The sequence below is a fragment of the Robbsia sp. KACC 23696 genome, from assembly GCF_039852015.1.
Classification (GTDB): domain Bacteria; phylum Pseudomonadota; class Gammaproteobacteria; order Burkholderiales; family Burkholderiaceae; genus Robbsia.
Genome location: NZ_CP156626.1, coordinates 151,465 through 171,598, shown reverse-complemented (window position 1 = coordinate 171,598; position 20,134 = coordinate 151,465). Strand labels below are relative to the sequence as shown.

At 61.7% G+C, this 20,134-nt stretch carries 14 protein-coding genes; 7 read left to right on the top strand and 7 right to left on the bottom strand.

Features of this window, described 5'->3' with window-relative positions:
- Positions 1–146: 146 nt before the first annotated feature.
- Positions 147–827, top strand: a complete 681-nt coding sequence (locus ABEG21_RS00660; RefSeq protein WP_347555384.1) for a response regulator transcription factor — start codon at positions 147–149, stop codon at positions 825–827.
- Positions 828–1,218: 391 nt separating this feature from the next.
- Positions 1,219–2,754, top strand: coding sequence for a sensor histidine kinase N-terminal domain-containing protein (locus tag ABEG21_RS00655; protein WP_347556838.1), 1,536 nt, complete (start codon positions 1,219–1,221; stop codon positions 2,752–2,754).
- A 3-nt stretch (positions 2,755–2,757) separates the two neighbouring features.
- On the opposite strand, the gene ABEG21_RS00650 is transcribed toward ABEG21_RS00655, so the two are convergent.
- The 6 genes from ABEG21_RS00650 to mnmD all read right to left on the bottom strand — a co-directional run bounded on the left by ABEG21_RS00650 (position 2,758) and on the right by mnmD (position 12,430).
- Positions 2,758–3,339 (bottom strand): SET domain-containing protein-lysine N-methyltransferase, encoded by a 582-nt coding sequence (locus ABEG21_RS00650; RefSeq protein WP_347555383.1) that lies wholly within the window; start codon positions 3,337–3,339, stop codon positions 2,758–2,760.
- Between the two features lie 19 nt (positions 3,340–3,358).
- Positions 3,359–4,480 carry an NADH:flavin oxidoreductase/NADH oxidase gene (locus ABEG21_RS00645; protein WP_347555382.1) on the bottom strand — a complete coding sequence of 374 codons (1,122 nt, stop codon included), beginning with the start codon at positions 4,478–4,480 and terminating at the stop codon, positions 3,359–3,361.
- Positions 4,481–4,767: 287 nt separating this feature from the next.
- Entirely contained in the window at positions 4,768–5,460 is a 693-nt protein-coding gene (locus ABEG21_RS00640; RefSeq protein WP_347555381.1) for a MarR family winged helix-turn-helix transcriptional regulator, read from the bottom strand.
- 769 nt (positions 5,461–6,229) lie between these two features.
- Positions 6,230–7,357, bottom strand: a complete 1,128-nt coding sequence (locus ABEG21_RS00635) for a YbdK family carboxylate-amine ligase (protein ID WP_347555380.1) — start codon at positions 7,355–7,357, stop codon at positions 6,230–6,232.
- Positions 7,358–7,419: 62 nt separating this feature from the next.
- A complete protein-coding gene (locus tag ABEG21_RS00630) occupies positions 7,420–8,787 on the bottom strand; it encodes a cation:proton antiporter (RefSeq protein WP_347555379.1) in 1,368 nt (455 codons plus the stop codon).
- A 1,294-nt stretch (positions 8,788–10,081) separates the two neighbouring features.
- Positions 10,082–12,430: a tRNA (5-methylaminomethyl-2-thiouridine)(34)-methyltransferase MnmD gene (gene mnmD / locus ABEG21_RS00625; RefSeq protein WP_347556837.1), complete on the bottom strand. Its 2,349-nt coding sequence runs from the start codon at positions 12,428–12,430 to the stop codon at positions 10,082–10,084.
- A gap of 542 nt (positions 12,431–12,972) precedes the next feature.
- Between mnmD and ABEG21_RS00620 the strand changes: the two genes are divergently transcribed.
- Positions 12,973–13,251 carry an HU family DNA-binding protein gene (locus ABEG21_RS00620; protein ID WP_347555378.1) on the top strand — a complete coding sequence of 93 codons (279 nt, stop codon included), beginning with the start codon at positions 12,973–12,975 and terminating at the stop codon, positions 13,249–13,251.
- Positions 13,252–13,574: 323 nt separating this feature from the next.
- Here ABEG21_RS00620 and ABEG21_RS00615 read toward each other — a convergent pair whose 3' ends face one another.
- Complete coding sequence (locus tag ABEG21_RS00615) at positions 13,575–14,054, bottom strand: lytic transglycosylase domain-containing protein (protein WP_347555377.1); 480 nt, start codon at positions 14,052–14,054, stop codon at positions 13,575–13,577.
- A 44-nt stretch (positions 14,055–14,098) separates the two neighbouring features.
- On the opposite strand from ABEG21_RS00615, the gene ABEG21_RS00610 reads away from it, so the two are divergent.
- From ABEG21_RS00610 to gspF, 4 genes are all read left to right on the top strand, one after another.
- Positions 14,099–14,440: a hypothetical protein gene (locus ABEG21_RS00610; protein ID WP_347555376.1), complete on the top strand. Its 342-nt coding sequence runs from the start codon at positions 14,099–14,101 to the stop codon at positions 14,438–14,440.
- Between the two features lie 311 nt (positions 14,441–14,751).
- Positions 14,752–17,367 (top strand): type II secretion system secretin GspD, encoded by a 2,616-nt coding sequence (gene gspD / locus ABEG21_RS00605; protein ID WP_347555375.1) that lies wholly within the window; start codon positions 14,752–14,754, stop codon positions 17,365–17,367.
- Positions 17,364–18,809, top strand: coding sequence for a type II secretion system ATPase GspE (gene gspE / locus ABEG21_RS00600; RefSeq protein WP_347555374.1), 1,446 nt, complete (start codon positions 17,364–17,366; stop codon positions 18,807–18,809). Before gspD ends, gspE begins: the two co-directional genes overlap by 4 nt.
- Before the next feature lie 75 nt (positions 18,810–18,884).
- Positions 18,885–20,132: a type II secretion system inner membrane protein GspF gene (gene gspF, locus ABEG21_RS00595; RefSeq protein WP_347555373.1), complete on the top strand. Its 1,248-nt coding sequence runs from the start codon at positions 18,885–18,887 to the stop codon at positions 20,130–20,132.
- Positions 20,133–20,134 lie beyond the last annotated feature (2 nt).

Sequence of the window (20,134 nt, the reverse complement as noted above, 5' to 3'; positions counted from 1 at the left end):
TAGTCGCTGCGGCGCGCAATCTCGGCGCACAGTCCCCTCCAATGCGTCGGCATCGGCATCGCGTTTGCAATGGCGCGATACCCATGCCGATCGCGAAACGTGGTGCGGTGGTACGCATCCCCTTTTGCCTTAATAGAGCATAAACGATGAGACTCCTTCTAGTCGAAGACGATCGGCCAATCGCGCGCGGTATCCAAAGCAGTCTCGAACAGGCAGGCTTCGTCGTGGACATGGTCCATGACGGCATCTTTGCCGAACACGCCCTGACGCAAAATCGGCATGACCTGATCATCCTCGATCTCGGCCTGCCCGGTATCGACGGCATGACGCTGCTGAATCGTTTCCGTCAGACGAACCGCCATACGCCGGTCATCATCCTGACCGCGCGCGACGAGCTGCACGATCGCGTTCAGGGTTTGACGAGCGGTGCCGACGACTATATCGTCAAACCATTCGAACTCGCCGAGCTCGAGGCGCGCATTCGTGCCGTGGCACGTCGCAGCGGCCCGCAGCAGGACGCGCCCCGTCCGGAAGTCTCGCTCGGCGGCTTGCGCCTGTCCGGCGTCGATCGGCGGATTTTCAACGACGACAAACCGGTGGAGCTCTCGCCGCGTGAATTCGCCGTGCTGGAACTGCTGCTCCTGCGTCATGGTCGCGTCGTCAGCAAGGCGCAGCTTCAGGATCACCTGACGCATTTCGGCGGTGACCTCGGCGACACGGCGATCGAAGTGTACGTCCACCGCGTGCGGAAAAAGCTCGAACACTGCCGCGTCGAGATCGTGACCGTTCGCGGCTTCGGTTATCTGCTGCAGGAAATCCGTAGCTGAGCCCTACCCGGCCGCGTTCACACCGTCATCCGCGCCGCCAGGCGCATAAAGGACGACGGCGATGGCTCGCCGGCCGTACGCACCTGAAGGAATGCCGATGACGGACCGCGCCTCCGACAGCGTCGACGACCACCGCGCGCGTCACAGCACGCCGCATAACCCGCTGCATGGCGCGCAACACGCGCACGGCCCCGACACCCAAGCCGGGGCCCAGGCCGACGAGCGTACGACCGGCATCGCTTCGGCATCCGAACTATCGCACGGACCCGCCGACGATACACGGCGCCCCTCGACGCCCCCCTCCTCCGGGCATAAAGCTGTCGCGTCGTTCCCTGCCGATCGTGCGTCCACGCCTGCACCGGCACCGCGCGTCTCGAGCTTGCGCCAGACCATGCTGCGGCGGCTTGCCGGCCCGCTATCGATTCTCGCGCTTGCAAGCGGCACGTTTGCCTATTGGCTGGCCTGGCAATACACGGCCCATGTCGTCGATCGCTCTTTGGTCGACCTGGCGAATGCCGTGGCCCAACAGATCCGAATTTCCGGCGACGATGCCACGCGGACCGTTCCACCGCTTGCCGAGGCGATGTTCTCGGACCCGGTGGATCAGCTTGTTTACCGCATCCGGCGCGACGGGACCGAGTTGGCAGGCAATGCCGATCTCCCGAGCGTCGGCGCTGGCATCGTGCATATCCATAACGCGACCGTCTTCGACGCCCGCTTTCTCGGCACCGATGTCCGAATCGCGCAGGTCATCGTCGCCCAGCCTGATGGCCATAGTGCCGTGGTCGAGGTGGGGCAGCGTATCGAGCGACGCCTGCGCCTCGCGGCGGAGTTCCTGATCGCCATCATGACACCGCTGCTGCTGTTGCTATTCGCCGGCTGGCTGATCGTCTGGCGCGTCGTCAATCAGCAGTTGCTCCCACTGACGGTTCTCGCCGATACCTTGAATCGTCAGACCCATATGTCGCTCGAGCCGGTCGACGAGACCGACGTTCCGGTCGAGATTCGACCGCTGACCAGCGCCCTGAACGCCTTGCTCGAACGCCTGGGCCAGGCGCTCGATGCGCAGCGCAAATTCATCGCCGATGCGGCCCATCAATTGCGCACGCCGCTGACTGCCGTCAAACTGCATGCGGATCAGGCGGGCACCGCAAAGGACCCCGAACGAATCAAACAGGCAATCGTCGAGGTACGTGCATCGGCCGACCGCGCGGTGCGTCTGTCGAACCAGTTGCTCTCCCTCGCGCGAGCGGATCCGAACGAACAGATCGCCCGTTTCGTCGATATCGATGCTGGCGCGCTGGCGTTCGAAACGGGTGCCGAATGGGTGCCGCGCGCCTTGGACAAAGGCATCGATCTCGGCATTCAATTGCCTGGCGAACCCGAGCCCTCGCTCGCCGAGCTCGACCATGCCCTCGACGACGATGCGATTGCGGGCCGCGCGGACGGTATCGGCAGCGAGCCGCCCCACGAGCCGATGATGATCCGGGGCAATCCGGTGCTGCTGAGGGAGATCGTCGCCAACCTGATCGATAACGCGCTGAAGTATGTCCCGCCCCATCGGCCACGCGGTGGGCGCGTGACCGTGAGCGTGGTGGCGACGATGAAGCGCCTGCCAATTCCCACACCCTACCCGACCACCACGCCGACACTCGGGCCGCGCAGGCCGTGCGTCGACCTGATAGTCGAAGACAACGGTCCGGGCGTACAACAGGCAATGCAGGGGGAGTTGTTCGAACGCTTCTTCCGCGGCGACGCGCATGCCGGGCAGGAAGGCGGCGCCGGACTCGGTCTCGCCATCGTGCGCGATATCGTGCGCCTGCATGGCGGCTCGGTACGTTATGAGGATGCGACGGGGGGTGGGTCGCGCTTTATCGTCAGCCTGCCGCTGATCCATCGACCGCCCCATGCCATCGGACGTACCTGACGATCACGCCTTGGCGCGTGCCTTCTTCTTGACGTCCTTGCCGGATTTCGAAGACTTTTCCGACTTCTCGGACTTGGTCTTCTTTTCGCTCTTTTCCGCCTTGTCGGCCTTCGCGGCCTTTTTCTCGGACTTGCTGCCTTCCTTCGGCGCCAGCATCGTGCCACGGCACTTGGGCGCGCCGCACAGGCACAGGTAGTCCCGTTTCACCTGCTTCGTATGCTTACCGTCGAGGACGAGGCCGTAGTCGTAATACAGCTCTTCACCGGCGGCGATATCGCGGCCGGCGTGAATAAAGACCCGGCCCTCGATCTCCTCGGCTTCGCAATTCGGCGCACACGAATGATTGATCCAACGCGAGCTGTTGCCGCCGATCAAGCCATCGATGACGCGACCGTCTTCCAAGGCGAAATAGAAGGTGTGATGCGGCTGCGACGGATCGTGAGGATGGCGCCGCAGCGCTTCCTTCCACGAAATCCGCTCGCCCTCGTATTCGAAGATCCGCTCGCCTTCGGCCAATGCCGCAAGCGCGAATACGCCTCTGCCGTGAATCCCTGACCGTCTTACCGCGATTCTGCGTCCGCTCATCACACACTCGTCACTTGAATCAATAAGCCGGCTTAGCCGTATCGAACAGCCCCTTGACCCCATGCGGCTGGGAGCGCCAGTACTGTGGCGGCGCCACCACCTGCGCGCCCAGCGTCGCTGCAGCGTGCCAGGGCCAACGCGGATCGTACAACATCGCGCGGGCAATGGCGACCATATCCGCCTGCCCCGTCGCCAGGATCGTCTCGGCCTGCGTCGGGTCGGTGATCAAGCCGACCGCCATCGTTGCCATTCCGGTCTCGCGTTTCAGGCGTTCGGCGAACGGCACCTGATAGCCAGGCCCCACCGGAATCTGTTGCGCGCCCGATAGACCACCCGACGAGGCATCGATCCAATCGCAGCCGCGCGCCTTCAGCGCCTCGGCAAATGTCACCGTTTGCTCGATATCCCATCCGCCTTCCACCCAGTCCGACGCCGAGACACGCACGCCGACGGGAATGGCCTCCGGAACGGCCGCGCGCACCGCATCGAACACCGCCAATGGGAAACGCATGCGATTTTCCAACGCGCCGCCATAGGCATCGTCGCGCCGATTCGACAGCGGCGAGAGGAATTGGTGCAACAGATACCCGTGCGCGGCGTGGATTTCAAACGCGTCGATGCCTAGCGATACGGCGCGCGTCGCGGTGTCGACGAAGCGTTGCACAAGGCGATCGATCGCCGCCGCATCCAGCGCGTGCGGTGCCCGATCACCCGGTGCGAACGCCACGTCGGACGGCCCGACGGTCTGCCAGCCCCCCTCGGCCACGCCCACCTGCGCGCCACCCTCCCAGGGCACCGCGCACGACGCCTTGCGGCCCGCATGCCCGATCTGCATGCCGATCGGCATATCCGAATACTTCCGCACCGACGCCAGCACCGACGCGATTGCTGCTTGCGTCGCGTCGTCCCATAGCCCCAGATCGCGCGCCGTAATACGTCCCTCGGGCTCGACCGCCACCGCTTCGGTAATGAAAAGGCCCGCGCCGGAATAGGACAGATGGCCCCAATGCGCACGATGCCAGTCATTGGCCTGACCACTTGCGGCGCCATCGTCACAGGCGTATTGGCACATCGGCGAGACGATGATCCGATTACGCAGCGTCAAACCGCGCATCGACAACGAAGAAAACAGCGCGCTCATGGCAGCTCCTAGGCAAACGCTTCATCAAGACGGGAACCGTTATTTTGCGGGAGATGGGCGATTCGCGCTGAGCAACGCCGTCGGTGGGATCCGGCACTGCGGCGATCGACATCGCGCAGGCCGTGGATCGGCAGTGACGGCTCTGCGCGTCGATATGCCGCCCGAACGGGCAGCGAAGCGTGGCGCGTGGAGACGATACGGGCATCGCGACAATGTGCCGCACCCTGTTATATTGCTTAAACCACTTACCGAGATCGCATGGCGATTCCGTTCGAACGCGATTTCGCTCAAGCGCCTTGGACGAACAACTTCCAATGCTTCTTGCGCTTCGATTCGCTCGCCTCTTCCCATGCCGCGCAATCCAAACGGATGCCGGTATCGGGATAGTCAATCTTCAAGGCCGTGCAGTGGTGCACTGGCGCGACGGTACGGACCTTACGGGTGGTCTTCTTCGCGGCCTTGCCGTCTTTCGCCGACTCGCCCAACGGTTCGAAGTGCTCGCAGCTCAGACACATCCGGTGTGCCGGAATATGCGCTTTCACTTCGAGCTCATTGATCACCTTCAACAACGAGCGATACAAAGCGCCTTGCTCTTCGGTCGGCAGCGACGACGCAGCGGACTGCAGGAAATTCGGCCACAGCGCGGCACGTTTGGCAGCAGTACGACCTTTCGCGGTCAAGCGCACGGCCAGGGCACGTCCGTCATCGACGGCACGACGCTTTTCCACCAACCCCTTTGTTTCGAGCGTGCTGACCGCATCGCTCGTCGTGGCCGCGGTCAGCGCCGTCTGTCGCGCGATCTCGCCCAAGCGCAACGCCGACTTGCGTTGCATCAGCAACACCAGGATCTCTCCCTGCGTGGGGGTCAGGCCCGCACCTTCCGCCCAACTCCACGCTTGGCTACGCATGGCCGTACTCAGCCGCAACATGCCATGGGTGATGCGTCCCATCACCTCTTCGCCGTACACCGCTTCACTCATCAATATTCGCTCTTATCTCTGTTTAGCAGGTCTAATACGTTTTCATGACAACCGCTTTGCGTCGATCGTCACTTTGTTTGCATCCCCGATGACGAGGCAAAGTTCGGACCATGGCATCACGCCAATTTCGTCAAGCGACTATTTAGACACAAACCCGTATTCAAGCAAATCGGCACTTCAATCCACATACGCCTTTTTCACAAACCATCCGCATTCAGACAGTCATCATGCCGCATCTCGCAACGCGACGAGGCTAATATCCAGACCCACGCCGATTAAAAGGACACCCTGCACCCGCACGCCCATTCGGCGAAGCTTATCTTAAAAAGGACAAAAAAATATTACGCCATATCGCTGCGCTGTCGGAAGCTTTTACTGTCGCCGACGGCGAAACTGTGACAAATGCGCATCTCGCGCCCGTTAAGACAAGCACAACCTTCCGCACGCCTGAGCAAACGTTGGCAACCATTCCCCGTGGCTTTTTCTACAACAATATCGTGCCCGACAGCCAACTCGTCGGATAAGCCGCAAGCATTCGCTGCGAACCGCACGCACCGAATCTCGAATGCAGATCAAGCATTTCGACACCGGGGATTCGTTATTCCCTTCATTTACCATGCACTTCGCGTCAATCCTTCGGATTCAACGGCGAGCGCGACCATTTTAAGCGAGTATTGAAAAATATTCAGAACAGAGATGGCGTTTCGATTCACCGAATTTCGCAACAACGTATTACCCGGCATACGCGATATCGGCGTTCGATTCCCTTTCAACGATCCGGCGTGCCGCGCCAGCGATCGCACTGCTGACGAACCGCTTCGTCGAGCGCGCCCTCACGCAACACTGTCTGCCGCAAACGGGTCGCATCGTTTATACGAGACCTTGCGGCCGATTGGATCATGCTCAATGCCGCTTGACCGTCGAGGGCCTCGGCATGCGGCGCAATCTGGTCGAGCGTTGCCAGCACCGCGTCGGCGATGGACGTGCGTGCATGGGAGCGCGGGTCGACCATCACGCCGTCGAGGCCGAATCGGCAAGCTTCGAATCGATTGAAGGTGTAGACCAGATAGTCGTCCTCGGTCGGCACGAAGGGGCGGTCGTGCAGGATCCACCGGGCAATGGCTTGGATATAGCAGGCGATCGCCGCCGCGTGCTCGACGGTGAAGGGCGTGTCCATGACCCGCACCTCTATCGTGCCGAATCCCGGCTTGGGCCGGATATCCCAGTAGAAGTCCTTCATGCTGTTGACCACGCCCGTTTCGCGCATCTTGTCGAAATAGATGACGAAATCGTCCCACGTCAGCACGAAGGGGGCACGACCGCTCAAGGGAAAGGCAAAGACGGAATTGAGGCGTGCCGAATGAAAGCCGGTGTCCTCCCCCTGCACATACGGCGACGACGCCGACAGCGCAATGAAGTGCGGTACGAAGGCAGACAGCGAATGCAACAGATACAACGCGTCATCGGCATTCGGACATCCGACATGGACGTGCTGGCCGAACACGGTGAATTGTTTGGCCAGATAACCATACAATTCCGAAATGTAGTGAAAGCGCGGGCTGTCGTAAATTTGACGATCATGCCAACGCTGGAAAGGATGGGTGCCCCCTCCGGCAAGTCCCACGTTCAGCTGATCGGCGCCTTGCACCAGCACATCGCGCGCGGCACCGAGCTGACGCACCACGTCGCTGTAATCGGTACAGATACCGGTCGACATTTCTATCATGCTTTCGGTGATTTCGGGCGTGATCAATCCGTCGATCGGCACGTCCTTCACCAAAGCCAGCAGATCCGACGCGGCATGCGTCAAGTCGTAATGCAGTCGGTCGACAATCTGGATTTCCAACTCGACGCCCAGCGTGAACGGACGCGATTCGACAAAAGGTTCCAATGCCATAGACTATTCGGATTACATAATGATGTAAGGCGGCGCACCCAGAAAGAACGCCGATAAAAACGTCAGCCGATACTGCCCGCCTCGCCGGCGGCGCCGCCCTTGCCACCGCGTCCAGCCTGACCGCCGTCGGTCGCCTGCGTATTCCCGGGCAACCGAGGGGCTTCCTGGATCCACTGCAAGGCGCGGTAGACGCAGACCGGCAGCACCAGTTGCGAGATAACGACCGTACACAGCACGATGGCTTTCAAGCGCGGGTCAAACGCTGGATACATCAGAAAAGTATCGCTCATCAGCACAAAGGCCAGCGATGACATGGGCGTCAATGCAATGCCGAGCGCCACCCCTTTTCGTACCCCGATACCGCTGCGACGCGCCAGCAACGACGTTACCCCAATCTTTGCCACCGCACGCGCCGCCAGTACCACCACCGCCACGAGCGCACCAGACGAAAAGTCCGTCCAGCGGAACGTTTCCGTCGTCAACACGAACAGAATCACCGTGATCAGCCAGGTCGCCGAACCGGTTTCCCGAGCCCAGCCGCGCGGCCGCTCGCTGTGATTGCTGAACACCATGCCGGCGACCAGCATTGCCAAAATAGGCGACAACTTCAGCAAGTCACAGACGCCGATGCCGATCAGAACCGGTCCATAAAGCATCACGACGCCGGCCGTCCGATCACGCGCGCCGGCCGGAACGAAGTCCGGCCTCAGCTGGCGGTTGCCCGGCCCCGATTCCACACCAGCCACCACATAAGCGCCCAGAAAGTGGAACGCCGCGGCCAGCGCAAGGCCCACGACCAGGGAACCCAGGACCAAATACGCCGGCTGCAGCAAGGAGGCGGCCAGGTCGCCGTAAAACACCTGGTGGGGCCAGGCCGAGCCCAGTTTGACCACCAGCACGGCATAGATGCTGTTCAGGCCGCTGAGCACCAGCATGCGCTCGCTGACCTGCCCTTGCGCGCGTAATTCCCCCCTCAGGTGCAGCAGCATCGCCGGCGCGCTTGCCATTGCGAGGCCGCCGAGAATCCAGGCCGTCATCGCCGCCACGCCGCACAGCATCGCCAGCCCGGCCACCAGGACCAGGGACAGCGTCGCCTCGGCCACGCTCATCACGATCAGCCAGGGATTGTTTCGGATCCAACGCAGCGAGACGTGGCCGCCCAGCTGAAATAAGAGGACGCCGAGTGCCACATCGACCAGAAGCCGGGCGTCGGGCAACAGCGTTGCCACTGCCCCGCTGTCTCGATTGAACACGCCGCAGAGTCCGGCGAGCACGCCCACCAGGCCGTAACCACTCACGCGCGGAATACGCCAGCGGCGCCAGCCGAGTTCGCCGAAAACGCCGGCGAACAGTAAAGCGATCCCGGCCCACAGCACATCGTCGGCCACCCAATGCGAGGTGGTGGGCAAAAACGAAAAAGCGGCATTCATGTGGTGCTGTCTCCCTTGACGTCCGGGGACTCTCGCACGGCGGTGCGGCGCCCCTCTTGCTCTTGGAGGATGGTTCGAAATCGCCGGCGTGAACCGAATTGGTTCAGAGGCTCGCTACGGGCCTCGCATACCGAGTCCACCCGACGGGTTGTCGCTGGGGCCCGCAAAGCCTTCCAGGGGCTTTAGGGCGCTTCCTGCACACCCGATGGAACGATAGATCTGCGATTTGCGCACAGCGAGGTGCGACAACTATTCGACAGCGCTATCCGACGGTTCGTCGCTGGGAAGTCATTTTGCCATAGGACCCAGGGATAGCTTATCCCTGTCCAAGCGGACAGGGGCGCAGTGCATGCAAACGCTATGAACGCAATTCATAGCGCCAAAACGCACCAGTTGGTGCATTTACTGCGTTTCGCTATTAATCGTGAAATCCCGCTTTCAGTGCGCGCCGCGTCCGATCGGCGTCGCGCCGTCACTCTACCTCGCGGCACGCGGCCTGGATTTCTTCCGCGAAGCGCGGTTTTCCAGAGACGCGATGCAATCGATAGTGTTTACACGGTTTACGTATGTATACGATAGTAATAGTTAACAAAGGAGACCGGTTTCTGTGGATAACCCGGTTAACTTCCCTGTTAACAACGTGTTGAATCGACTGTATACCCCGGGACAAACGCGGTATGAGTCGTGCATGGTATCGCGTTCTTTTCGTGGAAGCATCAGAAAACGTCAGTTCTCCAGAATCCATCCACACGTAATACCCAACTTTCAGCCCAAAAATCGCTTTGGAATCCGCTACTTTGCCGGCCCATCCCCGTTTTCGAGGAAGCATTCACATTTTTCGCGAAACGAGGGTTGAAAGGGCGGATGGGGTATGCGGCGCGACGTGTTTCGATTGCTCTCGCGCCTGCCCATTTTTTGAGCGCGGGCAAAGGGCGCGAGCAGTCGGGTCAACGCGGTTTTACTGGCTGTCCGGTCGACGTCAGGGCAGCGGTTCCGCGCGTTCTTCACATTGTCAACAGAAACGAGAAAGCCTCTCTGTCGTTAACTCTGGTTTACCTTAAGTAAACATAGTAGTAGTTAACAAAGGAAGGCGTTTTCTGTGGATAAAGGTTCAAAGTCGATATTTATCATCGACTTAGGAAATTCATAAGGACGGTATGCCGGCGGGATTGTTGCATGGAAAAGTGGCTAATCTCGCCTACACCCGCAGGCTGTTTCCGGGTTATGCAGATATCGTCAACGCTGCGCCGCCCCATTACTAACAAAGTTATCCACAAGATCGGGGCGGGATTTTTCAGTCGACTTGGCGTCTGAGCTGGCGCAGCAGGAAGCGAGCGGGATCCATCGCATCGAGCAGATCGCTCTCGATGGGCGTGGGCTCACCTTCGATCAGATTGACGACGCACTCGGCCGCGAGGGCGGACCAGAGAATGCCGCGCGACCCCAGACCGAAAACGCCAAACAGCCCGGGCACCCTCGGAAGATCGGCAAGATGGGCGCCACGTAATGCATGGGCCTTGGCAAGGGCTGCGGCACTATCGGCCAACTGTCCTACATAGGGCATTCGGTCGCCGGTGACGCAGCGTACGGCCGCGCGACCGAAAACGGCTTTGTCGATTTGCAAAAGCAGGGAGTCGTGATCGGCGCCCGGGGGCGCGTTTTCCTCGTCGAGGGACGGGCGCGGTGCCGAGAGCAGCGGCGCTAGCGTGGCGTGCGGTTGATCCAGCAGCGCCGCGAGACGCATGATGTTCTCGCGATGTTCGGCTGCCGTGATTTCTGTCTTGGAAATGCCGACTTGGTAACTGGCGCCCGTTAAGAGATGGGGTCCCACAAGCGATGCGGCAGGCACTTCGGTGGCGTTTTGGCTTGGATCCTCTTTGGCATATCGATCCTCGATCGGCACCGCGGCAGGCAAGGGAATCGCATAGGCGCCGCCGATCAGCGGCATTTTCAGACGCAGTAGGCACGTTGATGCGCGGGATGTTTTCTCGTCTTTTGACTGCGCGTTGAGTGGCAATACCGTTAATTGACCACGAACCGGTTCGGTCGGCAGGCAATCGATCCCGGCAAGCCTGGCCGCGTCGGAGGCGTTTGCGAGCACGACGACGTCGGCCCGCGCAATGATCCGGCCATCTGCATGATGCGCACACCATTGCCCGGCGTCGCGAGATAGACGCGCGACGTGCGTGGCATGGCATCGCGCAAGTCGACTTTCCGCGTTCGACACATCACCGCTGGCTGTTTCGTCGTGCGCGTGCGCATCCGCATTTCCCAGCATCTGCGCAATCAAGGAGCGCGGGTCGATCCATCCCCCTTCCTTGAACCACCAGGCGTCGCCGCCCACCGGCATGCCGGTCAGGGTCAGGACGTTTTCTGCCGAAATGCGTTCAGCAATGGCGGTTGGCAAGCCGGGTGCGAAAGAGAGGTTGCTGCCTTCTTCTTCTGCCGCCACCGTCGATGCCGTGTCGGTCTCGACCGACGACGCACCGGCGTCACCGCCCGGAGCGATCCGTTGTACCAGGCCGGCATCCGACCATCTCAGTGTGCGGGCGCCGTTCTCCTGGCGTCGGTCGAGGCCGCGCCAATAGCGCAAGGCGTATAAGAATGCCGCACGACTCCAACGCGTGGCACGCCCCTCGTCGCGGGTGACGACCGGGTGAAAAATCCCCGCGGGATTGCCGGAAGCGCCACTCGCAGGCTGCTCGGCCTGATCGATCAATGTGACGTGCCAGCCGCGTCGAATCAATTGATCGGTGACGGCGCACCCTGCCACACCGGCCCCAATGACCAAGGCACGGGGATACGACGGCGCGCGGTCGGCCGCGTCGGACGAGGTAATCGATGCTGTCGGTGGCGGATGTCGCCGGACCCGCCAGCGCGGCGCGAAATGCCCGAGCGTCATCGTGCGTTTGCCGCCGAAGCCGGGCGCACGTCGAACGGCAAATCCCGCATCGGCGAGATCGCGTCGCACCTGGCCGGCACTGGTGTAGCTTGCTACCGTTGCCTGCTCATCGGCCAGTCTCGCCAGCGCCTTGAACAGGCGCGGCTGCCACATTGCCGGGTTGCGGGAGGGTGAAAAACCATCCAGATAGAAGGCATCGGCGCGCAGTTTGAGTTGCGATGCACAGGGATAGGCATCGCCGAAGACCAGTGTCAGAACGATGCGATCGTCGTCGAACGACAGCCGGTGCATGCCGCGCGTCAATACGGGCGGCCAGGCCGCGATCAGGGCCTCGGCCAGCGGCGCGAGCGCGGCGCGATCGTCGGCGTCGGGATCCGCGTCCAATCCCCGGGATCGCGCCGTCGCGCGTGCCGTGTCGGCGCATTGATGCCGACGCAAGGCCTCTGCCAAGTCGGGACGCAGGAGAGGATGGCTTTCTAGCGAGACGAAGTGCAGACGCGCACTGTCCGAGCGGCTTTTCCGCCAGGCCAGCCAGGTGGCGAGGAAATTCAGGCCGGTGCCGAACCCCGTTTCGACAATTGTGAAGCGTCGTCGCCCGGACCAGCGTTGAGGCAGACCGTTACCGGCAAGAAAGACGTGCCCAGCCTGGCCGAGCGCGCCTGCCGCACTGTGATACACGTCCCCGTAGGCATCACTGAACGCCGTGCCATCGACGCGAAAGGATAGGCTGGCCGTGGCCATGGCCTGCGGGTCTTGCGCTGGGACGGCGCTGCGCTTCGAGTCGGAGCCGTCTCCCGTGGAACCCGTTCGGGATGCGCTTACGACGTCTTTATCCATGCGGGACGGCCTGTTTCATGCGTTTGAGGACGAGGGGAGGCCCACGCCGCACGGTTGCGTCGTTCTGTGGAATAGACCGCGCAATCGGTGAAAGGTAGCGCAATCTGCCACTAATTGCATGGCGTTGCGTGATTTTCCGGCGCTTTTGCGCGATGATCGGGGATCTGCGCTGGGCCAGTCCGCCCTCGATCGGCGCGCGACATTGCTCATGACGTACCGAAACCAGGGCAAAACCGCCGCATGCGGTACGGTATGATAGCAAGCGCCCCTATTCACGGGGCCTCCAGCGTGTATCATGTGTCGCTGAGATCGGACTGGTTGGTGTCTGTGCCCCGGCTGCCTGGGGCGGGATACGGGTTTTGCCGACTGTCGGTCGATGTTGAACGACGGGGCCCACTGGGTCCCGGACCGGTCCACGTTTTACCCTAATCCGAGAAAGGAGCCTTATGAACAAACAAGAACTGATCGACCAAATCGCGAAGACGACGGGCCAAAGCAAGGGCGCCGTGACGGAAACCGTGGACGCATTCATGGACACCGTGAAGGTCGCCGTTGCCAAGAGCGACACCGTGCAACTGGTGGGCTTCGGCAGCTTTGGCTCGGGTCAGCGCGCAGCACGTGAAGGCCGCAACCCGAAGACGGGCGAAACGCTGCAGATCGCAGCGGCCAAGACGGTGAAGTTCACCGCTGGCAAGGCTTTCAAAGACGCTGTCAACGCGAAGTAAAGCCGCTTGGTCGAGTGAACGGGGAAGCCATTGCTGGCTGTCCCGACGCTCGACTGAATGGCCTCACCGATCAGGCTCGCGGCATCGACGGCGATGCCTGTATCGAGGCTATGCCATGTCGTGCAGCGCGCGAAACGCGCGCTTACACATGGTCTAGCCCTCTCCTCTCCGCATTGCCCCCTGGCTGCCGTCGATGTCGATCGCGCGGTCCGGTCTTCTCCCCTATTGCATTACGCTCCCATTTGCCCAATGCACGTGAAGCGTTCGCCATACGCCCCTTGCTTTCGCGTTCTACCGTTCCGTTTCGGCGCGTAACGACCTGCTCATTTCCCGACGGCCGGCAACACATTCCAGCGTCGCAGGATCGCCATGATCTGTCGTGCGTATTGGTCGCGTAAGGTAGGCGTCTCCGAATGGTAGGCACCCACGGCTGCCCAACTATTGCCGTATTTGTCCATCTTCTGGCGCAGATGCCAAGCCGCCACATAGACGTTGGCGCAGGGATTCATCAGTTTGTCGGCAGAGATGCCATACTGCGCGAGCCGCGGCAGATGAATCGAGTTGATCTGCATCAGGCCGTAGTCGATCGATCCGTTACTGTTCACGTGCTTTGCCGTCGTGGCGTCATGCGATTCTTGCCAGGCAATGGCACGCAGGATCAACGGATTGACCTTCTGGTACTGGCCTGCCGCGGTGAAGCAGTCCAGCGCCGCGTGCGCGGACTGACTTGCCGCGCTCAGCAGTGTCGCCGTGGCTAACGCGTGCCAGAGCCTTGCCGTGCGTCGAGGGGTGATTCGGGTCATTCGCGTCGTGTGATCCGGTTCAGCGGCGGGCAGCATCAATGCGTATGCCGTTTGCCGTCTTGCGTCGTGCTGCGTATTTCGCTCTGGCGCAAAGTCGATGGTGCCGATGGGCGGAGCGTGTCGATCTCGGCGCCGCTATCTTAGCGCCATTACGTAATGGGTCATCGCGCAATCATGCGATCGCGTGGTTCGATTCGGACACTTCGCCGATGCTCGCGTCGACGACATGTGCCGACATGATGCATGTCGACCGAAGCGCCCGCTGTGCATCGTCGTTATTCGACGAATTCTCTATAAATCACGACATTATTTTGTTTGGTCAAACGCATGACATAAACAAACGCATAATTGATGGATTTTCAAATGCGTTCTTGGTACTGGTCTGAAAGGTTAGATCGGCCGCCGCGAGCGTCGGCGTTTCGTGTAACCCGCACCGTCGATTTGCCGTTATCGTATGCAGCGCGCCCGCGTAGGGGTGTTATTGACGTATTCCAATCACAGAAATGAGGGGCGTTCGCCGATTGTGAAAAATTTGTCTTCGAAACCTGCTAATGTTTCGCTGTTCATTCAGTGCTCTTGAAAATCCCGCGCCTGAATTTTCACGCCCGCGTGTTCGGGGGCGTCGTCCTTGTCGCTGCTGCGCGTGTTGCCAGCGGCACGGCGCGCGCCGTGCTTTTGCCCTCTGTTGCCTGATTCTATGACGACTCATTCTTGGACGGGATGGCCGCTGCGCCGTACCGTGCTGGCCGCCTCGTTGCTGTCGGTACTCGTCGTGGCGCCGCTTGCGCACGCCGATGTGACGCTGAACTTCGCCAACGCCGATATCGACCAGATCGCCCGTGCGATCGGCGCGGCGACCAATCAAACGATCGTTGTGGATCCACGGGTCAAAGGTCAGCTGAGCCTTCAGTCCGATCGTCCCGTATCGAACGATCAGGCACTGAAAACCTTACAGGCCGCGCTGCGGATGCAAGGATTCGCACTGCTTGAGGACCATGGCATATTGAAGGTCGTGCCGGAAGCCGATGCGAAGTTGCAAGGCGTACCGACCTTCGTCGGAAATGCGGCGCAGGCGCGCGGCGATACGGTGATCACGCAGGTCTTCGCGCTGCACAATGCCTCGGCGACGAATCTGTTGCCGGTGTTGCGGCCGCTGGTCTCGCCGAACAATACCGTCGCCGCCTATCCGAATACCAATTCGATCATCATCACCGACTACGCCGACAATGTGCGACGGATCGGGTCGATCATCGCGGGCATCGACGGCGCGGAAGGCAGCAATATCGATGTGATCCCGCTGTCGAACGCCAATGCGCAGGACGTCGCGGCCGAAGCTGCCAAGTTGCTCGATCCGGGTGTGATCGGTGTGACCGACTCGACATTGAAAGTGAATGTCAGCACCGATATTCGGACCAACTCGGTGATCCTCCGTGCCAGTAATGCGGCACGGTTGCGGATGGCGCACACGTTGGTGATGAAGCTCGATTCGCCCACGCGCGAGCCCGGCAATATCCATGTCATCCCGCTGACCAATGCCGATGCGACGACGCTGGCGAAGACGCTGCGCGGCATGATGGGGCAATCGTCGGATAGCAAGGGGGCATCGGGAGGCAACAGCCTGTTCAGCAATAGCAACAGCGGCCAATCGGGCAGCAGCGGTGGGGGCTTGTCGAACAGCAACGGCTCCTTGCCGCCGCTCCCCAGCGGGACGAGCAGCACCAGCAGCCTCGGCAGCTCCAGCGGTTCGTCGAGCAGCATGGGTAGTCTCGGCGGGAATAACGGCAGTAGCGGCAGCAGCAGCGGAAACGGCACGGGGAGTGACGACAACTCGGATCAGGGCAACGCCGGCATGATCGTGGCTGATGCGTCGACGAATTCGCTGATCATCACCGCCTCCGAGCCGGTGTATCGCAATCTGCGCAATGTCGTCGCACAGCTGGATCAGCGCCGTGCGCAGATCTATATCGAGTCGATGATCATCGAAGTCTCGTCGACGAAGACCGGTCAGTTCGGCGTGAACTGGCTGTTCGGCAGCAGCGGTAACAACAGCGTGGTCAGCGTGGGGACGTCCGGCGCCACGACCGGTTCCACCACCGTCGCCAATTTGACGACCGTGGCGAACGCGGCCACGGTCGGGACGACTACGGCCGGCACCGCGCTCTCGGCGATCACGTCGACTTCTACGTACGGCATCGGCATCCTGCGCAACTTCGGAAGCTTGCTGGGGGTTGGCGGTTTTCTGGAAGCCGTACAGACCAACAAGGACATCAATATTCTGTCCACGCCGAATCTGATGACGTTGGACAATCAGGAAGCCCGCATCATGGTGGGTTCGAATATCGGCGTTCTGCAAGGGACGATCGGCACCGCGACTGGTACCACCAGTGGCGTCTCGCAATACAACAGCTACAACCGCATCGATATCGGCACGATGTTGAACGTGCGGCCGCAGATCAATTCGGGCGGCACGATCAAGCTGCAGATCTATCAGGAAGACTCGAGCCTCGCGTCTGCCGCGGGCGATACGAATCCGACGATCAACAAGCGTTCCCTGCAAACAACCGTGTTGGCCGATAACGGCGAAATCGTCGTGCTCGGGGGCTTGATCGGAGACAACGTCACGCAGTCGAACAGCCGGGTGCCTTGGCTGAGCAATATCCCGTTCCTGGGCGCGCTGTTCCGTAGCGAAGCGAAGACGCGCACGAAAACGAATCTGCTGCTGTTCCTGCGCCCGGTGATTATTCGCGACCAGAATACGCTGCAGGACGTATCGATGAATCGATACGACTATATCCGTGCCGAGGCGGCGAACTACAAGCCGGATAACTGGATCATCAAGGAAAAGACCAATCCGGTGCCGGCACCGATCGCGCCGAGTAGCGAAGCGCCCATGGGCCGGGCAATGCGCAACCCGGACGGCACGCCGGGTAACCAGGTCAACGGCCTGACCGATCTGCGCGATCGTGAGCGCAGTGTCGGTGCGCCGCTGGTGTCGCCGAATGTCGGCCAGCAACCGCCTTATATGCCCGATGAAGGCGTGCCCTCGCGTGGGCAGATCGATCCGCCCGCGCCGATGCCGCCGGCCAACGTGACACCGGACGGGACGGTGGTGCGTCCAGTGCCTCAATCGTCATCGACGGTTCGTCCGAGCAATGGCGTGACCGGCCCGACGCCGTATATCCCCGCGCCGTCCGCAGCAGACCTGCAGCAACATGCGCCACTGACCTATCCGACGGCACAAGTGCCGGGCGGCCCGGTCTATACCCCGCCGCGCAATACGTCGGGCGCGTCGTCGGGCACGAGTGCACCATGAGCACGCCCGATGTTCCGTCGCTGGATGCCACGCGGCTGATCGGCTATAGCTTCGCACGCAGTGCGCAAGTGCTGGTCGCGCATCGGCATTCGGACGGGCTCGAAGTGTGGATCAGCAGCCGCACGCGCTCTTCCGCCCTCGCGGAAATGGGGCGTCGCTTCGGTGCGATGCGTCTGGTGCGCAAGTCCGACAAGGAACTGTCCGAACACATCAACCGCGCCTATGCGATGCAGGACAGCAGCGCCGCGCAGGTGGTCGGCGAGGTCGAGGGCGAGGTGGATCTGTCGCGGCTGATGCAGGACATTCCCGAGATCGAAGATCTGCTGGAGTCCGAGGACGACGCGCCGATAATCCGGATGATCAATGCGCTGCTGACGCAGGCCGCACGCGAAGGGGCGTCCGATATCCATATTGAACCGTTCGAGCAGTCCTGCGTCGTCCGCTTTCGCACCGATGGCACCTTGCGCGATATCGTGCGACCGAAGAAGGCGCTGCACGGTGCGTTGATCTCGCGGATCAAGATCATGGCGCAGCTCGATATCGCCGAGAAGCGCCTGCCGCAGGATGGGCGCATCACCTTGCGCGTGGGGGGGCGTCCGGTAGATGTGCGCGTGTCGACGTTGCCCACGGGGCATGGCGAACGCGCGGTGCTGCGGTTGCTGGAAAAAGACGCGCAACGGCTGAATCTCGATGCGTTGGGAATGGCGCGTGAAACGCAGCAGCGTTTCGATACGCTGATCGGCAAGCCGCACGGCATCGTGCTGGTGACGGGTCCGACCGGCTCCGGCAAGACCACCACGCTGTATGCGTCGATGAGCCGTCTCGAGACGGCATCGACGAACATCATGACGGTGGAGGACCCGATCGAGTACGACCTCGCCGGCGTGGGTCAAACGCAGGTCAACGATCGAATCGGCATGACGTTCGCGCGGGCCTTGCGGTCGATCCTGCGGCAGGATCCCGACATCATCATGATTGGCGAAATCCGCGATCTGGAGACGGCGCAGATTGCCGTGCAGGCGTCGTTGACCGGGCACTTGGTCCTGGCGACGCTGCATACGAACGATGCGGCGTCGGCCGTGACGCGGCTCGTGGACATGGGCGTCGAACCCTATCTGCTCGCCTCGAGTCTGCTCGGCGTGCTGGCGCAGCGACTGGTCCGCCAGCTCTGCCCTGCCTGCAAGGTCGAGCGCGATGGGCAATGGCATCCGGTGGGATGCGAGCGTTGCGCGCGGACCGGTTATGCCGGGCGGCGTGGCGTCTATGAATTACTGGTGCTGAACGATGCGATTCGCAAGCAGATCCACGACGGCCGCAGCGATGCCGAGATTCTGACCGCCGGTCGGGCCAACGGCATGCGCACCTTGCGTGAGGATGCGGACCGTTGGCTCGCCGAAGGAACGACATCGCTGGAGGAAGTCCTGCGTGTGACCGGGGCCTAGCCTCGACCCCTCTTTTCCGGAGTTTCGTTGCGTCGTCGGCAGGGGGACGCAAAGGATTTCCCAAGGTTTTTCACCATGCCAGCATTCCGTTTCGAAGCGATCGATGCACGGGGCAAGACCCAGCGTGGCGTGATCGATGCCGAAAGCGCCCGTGGCGCGCGCGGCGCGTTGCGCACGCAGGGGCTGACGCCGCTGGTCGTCGAACTGGCGGGCCGCCATGCGTCTGGCGGCGGTACGTCGGGATCGGCCGACGCGTCGGGCAAGCGCGCCCGTCTCGCGTTCGGCCGTCGGCTGTCCGCTCGGGAACAGGGTCTGTTCACGCGTCAGTTGGCCAGTCTGTTGGTGGCCGGTTTGCCGCTTGGTGAGGCGCTCGGCGTGTTGTCGGAGCAATCGGAGCGCGACTACGTCCGCGAGCTGATCGCGGCGATTCGTGCCGATGTGCTGGCGGGCCAATCGATGGCCGGTGCGCTGGCGCTGCACCCCCGCGACTTTCCCGATATCTATCGCGCCCTGGTGTCGGCCGGCGAACATACCGGGCAGTTGGGTCTCGTGCTGACGCGCCTGGCCGATTACGTCGAGCAACGCAATGCGTTGCGGCAGAAGATCCAGTTGGCCTTCACCTATCCGGTGGTCGTCACCTGCATCGCCATCGGCATCGTCAGCTTTTTGCTGAGTTACGTCGTGCCGCAGGTCGTCAGTGTGTTTTCAAACAATAAGCAGGCCTTGCCGACGATCACGGTGGTCGTGCTGGGTTTGTCCGATTTCTTCCGCCATTACTGGTGGGCGATGCTGCTGAGCGTCATCGTGTTGGGATGGGCCGCGCGCAAGATCCTGCGCATGCCGGGTCCCCGGCTGGCCTTCGACCAATGGTTGTTGACGGCGCCATTGGCCGGACGTCTGGTGCGAGGCTATAACACCGTGCGCTTTGCCAGCACGCTCGGCATCCTGACCGCGGCAGGGGTACCTATCCTGCGTGCGCTGCAGGCGGCGGGCGAAACGCTGAACAATCGCGCGATGCGTCAGGTGGTGGACGAGGCCATCGTGCGCGTGCGCGAAGGGACGGCGCTGTCGCGCGCGCTGCATGGCACGCGGACGTTTCCGCCCGTGCTCGTCCACCTGATTCGGTCCGGCGAAGCGACCGGCGACGTGACGACGATGTTGGATCGCGCCGCCAGCGGCGAGGCGCAGGAACTCGAGCGTCGCACGATGTTCCTCACCACGCTGTTGGAGCCTTTGCTGATTCTGGCGATGGGTGGCATCGTGCTGGTGATCGTGCTGGCGGTGATGATGCCGATCATCCAGCTTAACCAAATGGTGCAGTGATG